At 62.8% G+C, this 12430-nt stretch carries 12 protein-coding genes; 8 read left to right on the forward strand and 4 right to left on the reverse strand.

Going from position 1 to position 12430, the window contains the following annotated elements:
* Positions 1-1005, reverse strand: a complete 1005-nt coding sequence (locus NKH50_RS04510) for a cytochrome d ubiquinol oxidase subunit II (protein WP_352876952.1) — start codon at positions 1003-1005, stop codon at positions 1-3.
* Positions 1002-2375 carry a cytochrome ubiquinol oxidase subunit I gene (locus NKH50_RS04515; protein ID WP_352876955.1) on the reverse strand — a complete coding sequence of 458 codons (1374 nt, stop codon included), beginning with the start codon at positions 2373-2375 and terminating at the stop codon, positions 1002-1004. The genes NKH50_RS04510 and NKH50_RS04515 overlap by 4 nt, the downstream gene beginning before the upstream one ends.
* A gap of 263 nt (positions 2376-2638) precedes the next feature.
* On the opposite strand from NKH50_RS04515, the gene NKH50_RS04520 reads away from it, so the two are divergent.
* From NKH50_RS04520 to NKH50_RS04535, 4 genes are all read left to right on the forward strand, one after another.
* On the forward strand, positions 2639-3565 hold the full coding sequence (locus NKH50_RS04520; RefSeq protein ID WP_352876957.1) for an ABC transporter ATP-binding protein: 927 nt from the start codon (positions 2639-2641) through the stop codon (positions 3563-3565).
* A gap of 14 nt (positions 3566-3579) precedes the next feature.
* On the forward strand, positions 3580-4341 hold the full coding sequence (locus tag NKH50_RS04525) for an ABC transporter permease (protein WP_352509411.1): 762 nt from the start codon (positions 3580-3582) through the stop codon (positions 4339-4341).
* A gap of 134 nt (positions 4342-4475) precedes the next feature.
* Positions 4476-4964 (forward strand): MarR family winged helix-turn-helix transcriptional regulator, encoded by a 489-nt coding sequence (locus tag NKH50_RS04530; RefSeq protein ID WP_352876960.1) that lies wholly within the window; start codon positions 4476-4478, stop codon positions 4962-4964.
* Positions 4964-5644: a GNAT family N-acetyltransferase gene (locus tag NKH50_RS04535; protein ID WP_352802354.1), complete on the forward strand. Its 681-nt coding sequence runs from the start codon at positions 4964-4966 to the stop codon at positions 5642-5644. Before NKH50_RS04530 ends, NKH50_RS04535 begins: the two co-directional genes overlap by 1 nt.
* A gap of 103 nt (positions 5645-5747) precedes the next feature.
* On the opposite strand, the gene NKH50_RS04540 is transcribed toward NKH50_RS04535, so the two are convergent.
* Positions 5748-7754 carry a PhoX family protein gene (locus NKH50_RS04540; RefSeq protein WP_352876962.1) on the reverse strand — a complete coding sequence of 669 codons (2007 nt, stop codon included), beginning with the start codon at positions 7752-7754 and terminating at the stop codon, positions 5748-5750.
* Between the two features lie 202 nt (positions 7755-7956).
* Between NKH50_RS04540 and NKH50_RS04545 the strand changes: the two genes are divergently transcribed.
* The 4 genes from NKH50_RS04545 to NKH50_RS04560 all read left to right on the forward strand — a co-directional run bounded on the left by NKH50_RS04545 (position 7957) and on the right by NKH50_RS04560 (position 11483).
* Positions 7957-8295, forward strand: a complete 339-nt coding sequence (locus tag NKH50_RS04545; RefSeq protein WP_352876964.1) for a hypothetical protein — start codon at positions 7957-7959, stop codon at positions 8293-8295.
* Between the two features lie 14 nt (positions 8296-8309).
* Positions 8310-9011, forward strand: a complete 702-nt coding sequence (locus NKH50_RS04550) for a phosphatase PAP2 family protein (RefSeq protein ID WP_352876966.1) — start codon at positions 8310-8312, stop codon at positions 9009-9011.
* Positions 9012-9323: 312 nt separating this feature from the next.
* Positions 9324-9593, forward strand: coding sequence for a helix-turn-helix domain-containing protein (locus tag NKH50_RS04555; RefSeq protein ID WP_292656925.1), 270 nt, complete (start codon positions 9324-9326; stop codon positions 9591-9593).
* Between the two features lie 180 nt (positions 9594-9773).
* The gene (locus tag NKH50_RS04560) at positions 9774-11483 is read left to right on the forward strand and encodes a SulP family inorganic anion transporter (RefSeq protein WP_352876969.1); all 1710 of its coding nucleotides are present in this window, start codon (positions 9774-9776) and stop codon (positions 11481-11483) included.
* A gap of 16 nt (positions 11484-11499) precedes the next feature.
* Here the strand turns inward: NKH50_RS04560 and NKH50_RS04565 are convergent, their stop codons facing one another.
* Positions 11500-12360 (reverse strand): SMP-30/gluconolactonase/LRE family protein, encoded by an 861-nt coding sequence (locus tag NKH50_RS04565; protein ID WP_352876971.1) that lies wholly within the window; start codon positions 12358-12360, stop codon positions 11500-11502.
* Positions 12361-12430: the final 70 nt, after the last annotated feature.

Raw genomic sequence — 12430 nt, forward strand, 5'->3', positions numbered from 1 at the left:
TCAGTCATAGGTCAGATCCGTCGCCTTGCCACCGAACACTCGGTAGGCAAAGAACGAATAGAAGATGATGATCGGCAGCACGACGACCGTGCCGACCAGGATGACGGCCAGGCTTTCGGGTGCCGAAGCAGCCTGCCAGATGGTCAGCCGGTCGGGCACCACGAAGGGGTAGAAAGACCAGGCGAGGCCGGCAAAGCCGAGCGTGAAGATCGCGGCCAATGTCAGGAACGGGAGCAGCGCGTGGCGGTCGCCGGGTTTCGGCATATGGAAGGTCTGGCGCCACAGCCACAGGAACAGCACTGCCGACAGGATCGGCAGCGGCGACAAATAGAGCATGGCCGGCCAGACGAACCATTTGTCGAAGATGCGCGCGCTGGCAAAGGGCGTGGCCAGCGATACCGCGACCATGCCGAGCGCGGTCAGCACCAGTGTCGTGCGCAGCCACAGCACCGCCTTCCTCTGCAGGTCGCCTTCCGTCTTGTAGATGACCCAGGCCGCGCCCATTGCCGCGTAGGCCGCGGCAAGGCAGAGCGCCACCAGCGCGCCGAACGCCATGCCGCCAGGGCCGACGTCGAGGCCGAGCACATAGACGCCGAGCATATAACCTTGCGCCAGCGAAGCGACGACCGAGCCGAGGAAGAAGATGCGGTTCCAGCGGTGCTTCCTGCCGGCCGGCACCTTGGCGCGGAAATCGAAGGCGACGCCGCGCAGGATCAAGCCGACCAGCAGCACGAAAACCGGAATGTAGAGCGCCGTCAGGATGGTGCCGTGCGCCAGCGGGAAGGCGACCAGCAGCAGGCCGACCGCCAGCACCAGCCAGGTCTCGTTGGCGTCCCAGAACGGGCCGATGGCGGCGATCATCGTATCCTGCTCGGTGCCTTCGGCTGCGGCGAACAGGATGCCGATGCCGAGATCGAAGCCGTCGAGGATGACGTAGATCAGGATGGCGAGGCCCATCAGGCCGGCGAAGATCAGAGGCAGCAGGGTCGGCCAGTCGACGCTCATGATGTTTCTCCCGGTTGCGCAACCGGCTGCGACAGCGGCCTGTTCATGACACCCGGCAGCGGCGAGGTGTCACCATCCTTCGCCGCCTTCAATGCCAGATGCACCAACACGCCGAGATAGGCGATCAGTAGCAGCACGTAGAGGCTGAGATAGACCGCGAGCGACAGCGCGACATGGCTGCCGGCGACCGGCCCGACAGCATCGGCGGTACGCAGCACGCCGGTGACCAGCCAGGGCTGGCGGCCGATCTCGGTGGTGTACCAGCCGGCCAGCGTCGCCAGCCAGCCGGACAGCGCCATCGGCACCATGACGAGCGCCAGCGGCTTGGGGAGGCTATGGCGGCGCTTGAGGAAAAAGGCCGCCGACCAGGAGACGGCGAGCATCATGAGGCCGGTGCCGACCATGATGCGAAAGCCCCAGAATACCGGAAACACCGGCGGATGGTTGCCGGCATAATCATTCAGCCCCGGCACGACGCCACCGGCGCTGTGCCTGAGGATGAGGCTGGCGCCGTCGGGAATGGTGAGCTCGAACCTGTTCTCGCTCGCCGCTTCATCGGGAAGCGCAAACAGCACTAGCGGCACGTTGGGACCGGTGTTCCAGTTGGCCTCCATGGCGGCGATCTTCTGCGGCTGGTGTTCGAGCGTGTTGAGGCCGTGCTGGTCGCCGGCGAAGATCTGGATCGGGATCAGGATCGCGGCGGTGAAGACGCCGGTGCGCAGCGCCTTCCACATCGATTCCGAACGATCGCCGTAGAGATAGCGCAGCGCCGACAGGCCGGCGATCAGGAACGAGACGGTCAGCCCCGAAGCAAGCAGCATATGGACGAGCCGGTAGGGCATGGACGGATTGAAGACAACGGCCCACCAGTCGGTGGCGTGCGCTACACCATCGCGCATCTCGAAGCCGGCCGGCGTCTGCATCCACGAATTGAGTGCTATGATCCAGAAGGCGGACAAAGTGGTGCCGCCGGCCACCAGCACCGTCGCCAGCGTATGGACGCGGTTCGAGACGCGGCGGAAGCCGAACAGCATAATGCCGAGGAACGCTGCCTCGAGGAAAAAGGCGGTCAGGATTTCGTAGGCCAGCAGCGGGCCAGCGATGTTGCCGACCGTCTCCATATAGCCCGGCCAGTTGGTGCCGAACTGAAAGCTCATGGTGACGCCGGAAACCACGCCCATGGCGAAGGACAGCGCGAATACCTTAACCCAGGTGAAATAAGCGCGCATCCAGGCCGAATCGCCTGTCGCGTTGTAGCGGAGCTTGAAGAACAGCAGCACCCAGCCGAGCGCGATGGTGATCGCCGGGAACAGGATGTGGAACGAGATGTTCGCGCCGAACTGAATGCGCGACAGAATGAGCGGGTCCATGGCGGCTCCGGCTGCTGCTTGTTTGTACAAGGATAGGCTTGATGCGCGGGACGGTCAAAGCGGCGTCCCGCCGCGAGGCGGAACGCCGCAGTGCCGGTGAATCTGCTTCTGCGCGGAATTTGGCTGGACGATCGGGCAGGTGTCGCCTATTCCGGCGAACCTCGATGTCCAGAACTGTCGGGAGCGGCATTGACATCCGGATTTGCGAACCGACATTCAGCGGATTAAATCAACAACTCTGTTTCAAGCAGCCGTTTTCAGCCATGCAGCCGATCATCTCGATTTCCGGGGTCACCAAGACCTACGCCACCGGCTTCAAGGCGCTGAAGGAGATCAATCTCGATATAGTGCGCGGCGAGATCTTTGCGCTGCTCGGGCCGAACGGCGCCGGCAAGACGACGCTGATCTCGATCGTCTGCGGCATCGTCAACCGCTCGTCGGGTTCCGTCACCGTCGACGGCCATGACATCAACCGCGACTACCGCGCGGCGCGCAGCTTGATCGGGCTGGTGCCGCAGGAACTGACCATCGACGCCTTCGAGAGCGTGTGGGCGACGGTCAATTATAGCCGCGGCCTGTTCGGCAAACCGGCGGACAAGGCGTTCATCGAAAAGGTGCTGCGCGACCTGTCGCTCTGGGACAAGAAGGACGCCAAGGCAATCACGCTGTCCGGCGGCATGAAGCGCCGGCTGATGATTGCCAAGGCGTTGTCGCACGAGCCGCGCATCCTGTTCCTCGACGAACCGACGGCAGGCGTCGATGTCGAGCTGCGCCAGGACATGTGGGCGATGGTGCGCCGGCTGCGCGAAGACGGCGTCACCATCATCCTGACCACACACTACATCGAAGAAGCGGAGGCGATGGCCGACCGCGTCGGCGTCATCAACCGCGGCGAGATCGTGCTGGTCGAGGACAAGGCCGAGCTGATGCGCAAGCTCGGCCGCAAGCGGCTTGTGCTGGAACTGCGCAGTCCCCTGGCCACCGTTCCCGACGCCTTTTCGCGCTACGCGCTGGAGCTTTCGCCGGATGGCGGGCAGCTGACCTATACTTATGACAACCAGAGCGAACGGCCGGGCGTCGCCTCGTTGATCCGCGAGCTCGAGGCGGCCGGCATTCAGTTCCGCGACATCGATACGGAAAACAGCTCGCTCGAGGAGATCTTCGTCAATCTGGTGAGGAAACAGGCATGAACCCGCGCGCGGTCATGAATCTTCATGCGGTATGGGCGATCTATCGGGTGGAGATGGCGCGCGCCCTTCGCACGGTGCTGCAGAGCATTGTTTCGCCGGTCATTTCGACGTCGCTCTATTTTGTCGTCTTCGGCTCGGCCATCGGCTCGCGCATCACCGAGATCGACGGCATCAGCTACGGCGCCTTCATCGTGCCGGGGCTGATCATGCTGTCGCTGCTGACGCAGTCAATCTCCAACGCTTCTTTCGCCATCTATTTTCCGAAATTCGTCGGCTCGATCTACGAATTGCTGTCGGCACCTGTGTCCTATCTGGAGATCGTCATCGCCTATGTCGGGGGTGCGGCGACAAAGTCGATCGTGCTTGGCCTGATCATCCTGGCGACGGCCTCGCTGTTCGTGCCGCTTCACATCGAGCATCCGTTCTGGATGCTCGCCTTCCTGGTGCTGACGGCGGTGACCTTCAGCCTGTTCGGCTTCATCATCGGCATCTGGGCGAAGAGCTTCGAGCAGCTGCAGCTGGTGCCGCTGCTGATCATCACGCCGCTGACCTTCCTCGGCGGCAGCTTCTATTCGATCAACATGCTGCCGGGCATCTGGCGCACGGTGACGCTGTTCAACCCGGTCGTCTACCTGGTCAGTGGCTTCCGCTGGAGCTTCTACGGCAAATCCGACGTTTCGGTCGGCGTCAGCCTCGGCATGACGGTTGTTTTCCTGCTCGTCTGCATAGCAATCGTCGCCTGGATCTTCAGGACCGGCTACCGGCTGCGCAACTGATCGACTGGCCTGCCAGGCAAAGCAGCCTTATCAGTCAACGGAAACAGCGCTGAGTGCAGCCCTTGCGACGATGCCCTTGATCTTCATGTTTTGTTATATATCATGTTATTGTTTTTCGCGAGAGGGATTGGTTTATGGAAGACATCATACGATCGCTTGGCTTCTTGTGCCTGGGCAGCAGGATGAAGCGTATAGGCGAGCAACTGCAAGCGGAGGCGCAGCGCCTGCTCGACCGGCTGGATGTTCCGGTTCAGGCGAGCCAGTACCCACTGCTGGCCGCGCTCGACAGGCTGGGCCCGCTGCCTGTCGGGGAACTGGCGCAATCGCTTGGCATCGCGCAGCCAGGTGTAACGCGAAGCGTCTCGCTTCTGGCCGGATTGGGATTGCTCGAGGTTAGTCCGTCGACCGATGACCAGCGGCGCAGGATTGTCGCCCTCACTCGGGACGGCCGGCGGCTGGTCGATGTCGCAAAGCGCGAGGTCTGGCCGCGCATCGAAAACGCCGTTGCGGATTTGTGCGCGGATCTTTCGGGGCCGCTTCTTGAGCAGCTGACCGCCATCGAGGACGGCCTCGCCGCGGCTCCTCTCGACCGTCGAGTGAAAAATCCGGAGACCGCGGCGTAATGAGACACCTGCTCGACCGCCCTATCTGGAGCGCACTTCAGACGCGACATCGGGCGTTCGCGCAAGGGAATGACCTCGCCAGGCGGTATCGGCCGTCGATCGTTCCATTCGCCGCCACTGGCGCCGACGACGCGGAAAGCCTGCGGGCGCTCGAACAGCTTGTCTCCGCGGGCGAGAGTGTCATCCTGCTTCAGTCGGACGCCATTGCTCTGCCCGCGGGGCTTTTTGCGACTTCGACCGCAGCCGGGGTTCAAATGATTGCCGAGCGGCCGTTGCAAACCGTGTCTGACCAACGTGTGCAACGTCTGACCCGAGACGATGCGGCTGAGATGCTCGCCCTGGCATTGCTCACCAAGCCTGGCCCATTCACGCTCGAAGCCCTGAGCCTGGGCGATTTTTGGGGCGTGAAAATCGAGGGCAGACTTGTGGCAATGGCCGGCGAGCGCATGAAGCAACCTGGCTATACCGAACTCAGCGGGGTGTGCTCACATCCGGAATTTCGCGGCGGTGGCCTGGGCAAGCTGCTGTCCCTGTTCGTGGCAAACCGGATAGTGGCTCGCGGCGAAGTTCCCTATCTCCACGCCTATGCCAGCAACGCCACGGCCATCAGACTATACGAGTCCATTGGCTTCAGGTTGCGAAGCACAATGAATGTTGCCGTGGTTCAGCGCACCGAATGATTAGTCGGCGCATGATGCGCCGCATGGATGCATCCAGTATCAGGAAAGGAAGGATTTCGTATGGTCGAAATCCTTCCTTGAGACTGCAAGGCCTTCTTGCGTCTCAGACCGCGATCTTGCCGCCGCCTTGCCTGGTGATGGCAACGACCGCCGGGCGCACCGGCATGTCCGGCTTGAAGTCAGGCCAGCGGGTCGACAAATCCTCATAATAGGACGGACGCCCAAAAGCCTCCCAGTCCTCGCCACCGTCGCCTGGATGCTGGACGGCAACGAAAGCAGTCTGGTCGTCCGGCGCAAACAGGGGACCACACATTTCGGCGCCGATCGGCACACGGAAGAACAGCTTTGAGGTCGCCCGCGCCGGGCCTTCCGTGTCGACCGCCCACAGGCCGTCGGTGCGGCCTGTGGCCTTCGGGCCTTGGCCGTCGGTAGCAACCCAGAGGCGGCCGGCCGAATCGACCGCACAATTGTCCGGCATGCCGAACCAGCCATTGGCAGTGGTTGCGGTGGAGAAGGTGGCGCCGATTTCGGCCACGGCGGGATCGCCGCATTTCAGCAGGATTTCCCACTTGCCCTTGGTCGCAGCGAAATCACCGCCATCCTCGACGATCTCAATGATATGGCCAAAGGCGTTTTCGGCGCGCGGATTGGCGGCGTCGACCTGGTCAGCCTTGCGCTTCGAATTGTTGGTCAGCATGACATAGACCTTGCCATTGGCGGCATTGGGTTGGATGTCTTCCGGGCGGTCCATCTTGGTGGCGCCAAGCAGGTCGGCGGCGCGGCGCGTCTCGATCAGCACGTCGGCCTGGCCGGCAAAGCCGTTTGCCGCTGTCAGCGGTCCCTGGCCGAAGACGATCGGCAGCCATTCGATTGAACCGTCCTCGGCGAACTTGGCGACATGCAAGGTGCCGTCGTCGAGCAAATTCATGTTGGCGGCGCGATCGTCCGGATTGAACTTGCCTGTGGTGACGAACTTATAGACATAGTCGAAGCGCTCGTCGTCGCCGAGATAGAAGACGACACGGCCATCCTTGGCGACGATCGATTCTGCGCCCTCATGCTTGAAGCGGCCCATGGCGGTGCGCTTCCTCGGCACCGACGTCGGATCCTGGACGTCGACCTCGACGATCCAGCCGAAGCGGTTCGGCTCGTTCGGCTCCTTGCCGATATCGAAACGGTCGTGATGCGCCGCCCATTCATAGGCGCCTTCGGGAATGCCGAGGCGCTTGTAGTTGGCCGCCTCGTTATGGCCCTGCGGCAGCTCGCCCGAGAAATAGCCGTGGATGTTCTCCTCGGCCATGACATAGGTGCCCCACGGCGTGACGCCGCCGGCGCAGTTGTTGAGGGTGCCGATGACCTTCGTACCGCTCGGGTCGGCGCTGGTCTTGACGCGGTCGTGGCCGGCGACGGGGCCAGACAGTGCCATCTCGGTATTGGAAGTGATGCGGCGGTTGAGCTTGCCGTCGCGCACGACCTGCCATTTGCCGGCTTCTTTGCGGATCTCGACAATGGTGCCGCCATGCGCGGCCATCTCGACATCGACTTGCTCCTTGCTGAGGGGCGCCTGCTTGGCTTTGCCATCGACGATGGTGACGAGGCCCGGGAACATCAGATGCGGATTGGTGTATTCGTGGTTGACGACCAGCAGGCCATGCTCGGCCGAGCCGCCGATCGGGATATAACCGACATAGTCGTTGTTGTAGCCGAATTGTCTGGCCTGGGCTTCCGCCGACTGTTTTGTCGGATCGAATTCCGGCGAATCGGCGAACAGCGGATCGCCCCAGCGCAGCAGCACGTCAGCGTCATAGCCAGGTGCGACGTGATGCTTGTCGTCGATGCCGGCCTCGAGCTCGTCGAAAGCGAAGGCGGATCCTTCGGCGGCGCGGGCGTTGTCGGCGGTGATCAGCGCCAGCGGGCTAACGGTAGCGGCTATGGCCGAGACGGCAAGCGAGCCCTTGAGGAAGCCGCGGCGCGAGAACCGCGCGGCGATGATCTCACCCATGGTGCGGTTATCGGTGGGATTGGCTCCTGGCCCATCGTTTTCCTCGAGCAGACTGGTGCGGAAATGGGCGTCAGGGGTGCGATGTTCGGTCGAGCGCTGTTCAGTCATGGGGGCCTGCCTCTGGCTGGATGGATTGCTGGAGCGTGTTGCCTGGCCAATCCGGTATTACCGGCAGGTCACAGTTTGATGACATGCCGGCTAATTGCCACCTGCGATTTCGTATCCAACATCAGTCCCGCTTGACCGCGACCGGCGCTTCGGAAACAAGAGCTGCGGCAGCGCGTAGGGACCGCATCGGGAGAGAACAAAAGTGAGTTTCTGGGGACTTGGGCAGCTCTGCGTTTCGACCGTGATCTTCCTGCTGGCGGCGATGGCCGCAAAACAGTGGGGGCTGGCGCCGAGCCTCGGCAAGATCGTGCTGACGTTGGCGCTCTATTCGCTGGGCAATCTGATCATGCTGAGGCTGATCCGTGAATTCGGCATGTCTGTGTCGTTCAGCCTGTCGGCGGTGATCCAGCTGGTGTCGGTGAATGTGGTGGCGCTGGTCTTCTTCGGCGAGCGCGTCAATACCTTACAGGCAACCGGCATTGTGCTTGCCATCGCAGCTGTGGCGCTGATCACGCTCGGACCCTATCTGCAAAGGCTGTAGCTGCGATCGGGCCGATGAAGAAGATTGCAAGCAGACTGCGCAACTGGCTGGAGTTCCCGGTTCTGCTGGCCGGGCTGGTCATTGCCGGCGGGCTGTGGGGGTTCGAAGAACTGATGGAGCTGGCGCGGGCGACCACGCCGCATGCCTTCGACACCGAAATCCTACTTGCCTTCCGCAAGGCCGGCCAGCCCGACAATCCGATCGGACCGGCATGGCTGGAAGGAGCGATGCGCGACATCACCAGCCTCGGCAGCGCCAGCGTACTGGTGCTGATCACGGCAGCAATGATCGTCTATCTGCTCCTTATCCGCAGGCCAGGCGCGGCGCTTCTCATGTTCGTCGCGGTGGCGGGCGGCCAGCTCCTGTCAAGCGTGCTGAAATTCGATATCGACCGGCCGCGCCCCGATCTGGTCTCGCATCTCGCCGATGTGGCATCGCTTTCGTTTCCGAGCGGCCACGCCATGCTGTCGGCGGTGACGTATTTGACGCTGGGCAGCATGGCGGCACGGTTTTTGCCCGGGCGCACAACGAAGATCTATGTGCTCGTGCTGGCGGTGCTGACGACGGTGGTGGTCGGCATCAGCCGCATCTATCTCGGCGTCCACTGGCCGTCCGACGTGCTGGCCGGCTGGTGCGCCGGCTTTGCCTGGGCGATGCTGTGCTGGCTGGCGGCACGACTGCTGGAGCGATGGCTAGGGCGGGCCGACGGCACCTGACGTCGGCCGGACTACTTCAAATCAGCCTGTTGATCAGGCCATGTCCGCAGCCTGCCAGCAGGAAAACCATCGACAGCAAGACTGTCGAGGTCGCCAACGCTTTGAATGTCTTCACCTGCTCATCCTTTTGAGGTCGTAGTGTAAAATCGGTACCGCAATGGATGTCCCGCCAAACGATGCCGAGGTTTGTAGCATGCCAGCGCACCGGCTGGCAAAGGATGTTGCATGTTTCACATATGCAAGATGATGTTTGACCCATCATTATGAAGGTATTATATGTGATACTGCAGAACTCAGACGGGGGTTTGACCGATGATCACTGCCGCGCAGATGCGTGCCGCGAGGGCGCTGGCCGGCATCGATCAGAAGACCCTCGCCGAGCGCGCCGGGGTTTCGCTTCCAACCATTCAGCGCATGGAAGCGAGCGACGGCGTGGTCCGGGGCGTGGTCGATACGCTGATGAAGGTCATCCAGGCCCTTGAAGAGGCCGGGGTCGAGCTGATCGGCGAGAACCAGGCGAGCGAGCGTGGCGGCAGGGGCGTTCGCCTCAAGCCTGTCACGCCGCAGAACCCGCAAGGCTGACGCTACTGCCGCATCGCCGAAAATCAAATTCGATTTTCGGATAGTCCGATGCGCGGGTCAAAAGTGTTGGGGCGTATCTGTGCGCCTATTTGGACGCACGCCGCTCCAAGTCGCGACGGCGACCGCCGACAGTCCTGCCGACGATCCCGCCGCTCCTTGGTTTCATGCGGAAGGCACTCGATGGATCAGACGCAGCGGGCAGTGCATCAACCGGCGCGGCCGACATTTTCCGAACTGTTCACCCCGAAGCTGGTGACGGTGCTGCGCGAGGGCTACACGCTCACGCATTTCAAGGCGGATGCCATCGCCGGGCTGACTGTCGCCATCGTTGCGCTGCCGTTGTCGATGGCAATTGCCATTGCTTCAGGCGTGACGCCGGAGCGCGGGCTCTACACCTCGATCATTGGCGGCTTCCTGGTCTCGGCGCTTGGCGGCAGCCGTTTCCAGATCGGCGGCCCGGCCGGCGCCTTCATTGTGCTTGTGGCGGCGACGGTGGCGCGGGTTGGCGTCGACGGCTTGCTGCTGGCGACGATGATGGCCGGCGTGTTCCTGCTTGCCATCGGCTATCTCAGACTTGGCACCTACATCAAATTCATCCCGTACCCGGTGACCGTCGGCTTCACCGCCGGCATCGCTGTCATCATCTTCTCCGGCCAGATCGTCGAACTGTTCGGGCTGAAGCTCGCCGGCAAGGAGCCAGGGCCGCTGGTGCCGAAGCTGATCGCCATTGGCGAGGCGGCCGGAACGATCAACCTCGCCGCAACTGCGGTGGCGGCACTGACCATCATCACCATTGCGATGTTGAAGCGGTTTCGGCCGAAGTGGCCGGCTATGCTGATTGCCATCGGACTGGCATCCCTCGTCGTCGCATTGCTCGCCATGCCGGCCGAGACGATCGGCACGCGCTTCGGCGGCATCCCGCGCAGCCTGCAATGGCCGGCCTTCCCGCCGCTCAGCCTCGACAGGATAATCGACGTGCTGCCGGACGCCATCGCCTTTGCGCTGCTCGGGGCGATCGAATCGCTGCTGTCGGCCGTCGTCGCCGACGGCATGACCGGAAGGCGGCATCGCTCCAATTGCGAGTTGGTGGCGCAAGGCTTCGCCAATATCGCCTCCGCCTTGTTCGGCGGCATATGCACCACTGGCACCATTGCCCGCACCGCGACCAATGTACGGGCCGGCGCGCATGGACCGGTCTCAGGCATGATGCACTCGGCCATTCTGCTTGCTCTGATGCTGGTGGCGGCACCGCTGGCCAGCTATATCCCGCTTGCAGCACTTGCCGGCGTGCTGGCGGTGGTGTGCTGGAACATGTTCGAGAAACAGGCCTTCGCCACCTTGCTGCGCGCCTCGCGCGGCGATGCGCTGGTACTGATGGCGACGTTCCTGATCGTCATCTTCCGCGACCTGACCGAAGGCATCGTCGTCGGCTTCGCGCTAGGCTCGATCCTGTTCATCGACCGCATGGCCAAGAGCATCGCGGTGGAGGCGGACCATCAATCCCTGGTGCAGGAAGACGTCGCCGACCGAGCCAGCGCTTATGATTCCAGCGAGGCGAGCGATGCCGACACCGTGGTCTACCGGATATCGGGCGCCTTTTTCTTCGGCGCCGCCTCGACCGTCGGCACGGTGCTGGACCGCATCGCCGACCAGCGCAACTTCATCCTCGACTGTTCGGCGGTGCCGTTCTTCGATTCGACGGCGGCCAATGTCATCGAGGGCGCGGCCCACAAGGCCAAGCGCGCCGGCGTTCGCTTTATTATCTCAGGCGCTTCACCGCAGACACGCCGCATGCTGATCAACCACGGTGTCAAGCGGCCGCTGGTGACTTATGCCGCATCGATCACGGATGCGCGGGCGCAGCTGAAGAAAGCCGCGCCCGCCGCCTGAGCTGGCAACTTCCGGCTTAGTCGAGACCCAACGCTGAGACCTCGCCCTCGTTCATCAGCGGCACGAAGATTGTCGACTTGCCATCTGTGCCGATATCGGCGCTGCCCGGCTTGAACGTCGCAACCACTTGCGGCGTACCGCCGGCTTTGTAGCGGTAGAGCGTGCCGGTCATATAGGCAGTGGCGTAGATGCTGCCGCCGATGGCAACGACGCCATCGAGGTTGGCAAAGTTTTCCGCGCCAGCCAGAGGCGAAACGGCCTTGGTGGCGAGATCGACCGAGAGCAGGCCGCCCGGCTCCGCGGTGCTGAAGTCGGGCTTGATGCCCTTGCCCCACGAAGCGACGATCAGCCGGCCGCCATCGGCGAAGATGCCATTCGGCGAAGCGAGCGCCGCATCCTTGATGAACAGTTCGAGCCGGTCGCCGTCGCTGCGATAGATCGTATCGGCAAGCATATCCGTGACGTAGACCTTGCCGGATGCATCAGCGGTCATGTCGTTGAGAAAGACAGCGTTCGGCACGTCGATCGTCGACGCTAGCTTGCCGCTTTGGAGATCGACGACGCGCACATGGGTGATGTCGGCGACGTAGAGTTTGCCGCCGGCAATCGCCATGCCCTTGGGCGCGTCCATGCCGTCGGTCCAGTGTTGCGTGACCAGCTTGCCGTCCATCGACAGAACCGACAGATAGCCGTTGCCGTCGGCTTCGCCGGGATTGCCGACGATGTTCGAGACGATAACGCGCTGGCCGGCGGCGTCGAACAGCGCCGATTCAGGTTGCTCGAGGCCGCCGGCGCGCCAGAGTTCAGCGGCCTGAACTGCCGGCGCAGTCGCGATGCCGACGATGGCGAGAAGTATCGGTGTGAAGAGGCTTTTCATGGCTAGTCTCCTGTAATGGACTGGCGGAGAGCTAGGCCTTTCGATACTTTTCGGGAAGATCTATCGGGAC

This window comes from Mesorhizobium sp. M1027 (genome assembly GCF_040318745.1).
GTDB lineage: Bacteria > Pseudomonadota > Alphaproteobacteria > Rhizobiales > Rhizobiaceae > Mesorhizobium.

What these genes read in the sequence shown, in the direction of transcription:
- NKH50_RS04560 (WP_352876969.1), top strand. Translation starts at nt 9,774, where the DNA reads ATGGATCAGACGCAGCGGGCAGTGCATCAACCGGCGCGGCCGACATTT.
- NKH50_RS04555 (WP_292656925.1), top strand. Translation starts at nt 9,324, where the DNA reads ATGATCACTGCCGCGCAGATGCGTGCCGCGAGGGCGCTGGCCGGCATC.
- NKH50_RS04540 (WP_352876962.1), bottom strand. Translation starts at nt 7,754, where the DNA reads ATGACTGAACAGCGCTCGACCGAACATCGCACCCCTGACGCCCATTTC.
- NKH50_RS04520 (WP_352876957.1), top strand. Translation starts at nt 2,639, where the DNA reads ATGCAGCCGATCATCTCGATTTCCGGGGTCACCAAGACCTACGCCACC.
- NKH50_RS04550 (WP_352876966.1), top strand. Translation starts at nt 8,310, where the DNA reads ATGAAGAAGATTGCAAGCAGACTGCGCAACTGGCTGGAGTTCCCGGTT.
- NKH50_RS04515 (WP_352876955.1), bottom strand. Translation starts at nt 2,375, where the DNA reads ATGGACCCGCTCATTCTGTCGCGCATTCAGTTCGGCGCGAACATCTCG.
- NKH50_RS04510 (WP_352876952.1), bottom strand. Translation starts at nt 1,005, where the DNA reads ATGAGCGTCGACTGGCCGACCCTGCTGCCTCTGATCTTCGCCGGCCTG.
- NKH50_RS04565 (WP_352876971.1), bottom strand. Translation starts at nt 12,360, where the DNA reads ATGAAAAGCCTCTTCACACCGATACTTCTCGCCATCGTCGGCATCGCG.
- NKH50_RS04535 (WP_352802354.1), top strand. Translation starts at nt 4,964, where the DNA reads ATGAGACACCTGCTCGACCGCCCTATCTGGAGCGCACTTCAGACGCGA.
- NKH50_RS04530 (WP_352876960.1), top strand. Translation starts at nt 4,476, where the DNA reads ATGGAAGACATCATACGATCGCTTGGCTTCTTGTGCCTGGGCAGCAGG.
- NKH50_RS04525 (WP_352509411.1), top strand. Translation starts at nt 3,580, where the DNA reads ATGAATCTTCATGCGGTATGGGCGATCTATCGGGTGGAGATGGCGCGC.